At 45.3% G+C, this 393-nt stretch carries 1 protein-coding gene; it reads left to right on the top strand.

Annotation, left to right across the window (positions count from 1 at the left end; all coding sequences use genetic code 11):
* Positions 1-393 (top strand): DEAD/DEAH box helicase family protein (locus tag J7R10_RS09410; RefSeq protein WP_208436538.1); only part of this gene is annotated, 393 nt, incomplete at both ends.

The following is a 393-nucleotide window of genomic DNA, read 5'->3' as shown; positions in this document are numbered from 1 at the left end:
GCTTTTAGATCATCAACAAGAAGCGCTTAAAGCTGTTTGTGAGGGGTTACAAGAATCAGACCGTGGCAAGCTGATTATGGCGTGTGGAACGGGAAAAACCTTTACTAGTTTGAAGATAGCAGAAGCTCTTGCGGGTCAAGGTAAACGTATTTTATTTCTTGTCCCCTCTCTTTCTCTCATGTCACAAACAATAAGAGAATGGACAGCAGATACAGCAATCCCCTTGCGTTCCTTTGCGGTGTGTTCTGATACACAAGTTGGCAAGCGTCGTAAAGCCCAAGATGATGCTGCCGAACTCGATGTCTCGGATCTCGCTCTACCAGCAACAACAGATTCTCAAAAGCTTGGAGAAAAAGCCAATAAGACTTCTCCTGATGCCATGACTGTGGGCTT

It is taken from the genome of Bartonella vinsonii subsp. berkhoffii ATCC 51672 (assembly GCF_902825225.1).
In the GTDB taxonomy this organism is placed as follows: Bacteria; Pseudomonadota; Alphaproteobacteria; order Rhizobiales; family Rhizobiaceae; genus Bartonella; species Bartonella berkhoffii.
Note: the sequence above shows the minus strand (reverse complement) of the source record. Positions and strands in the feature narration are given on the sequence as shown.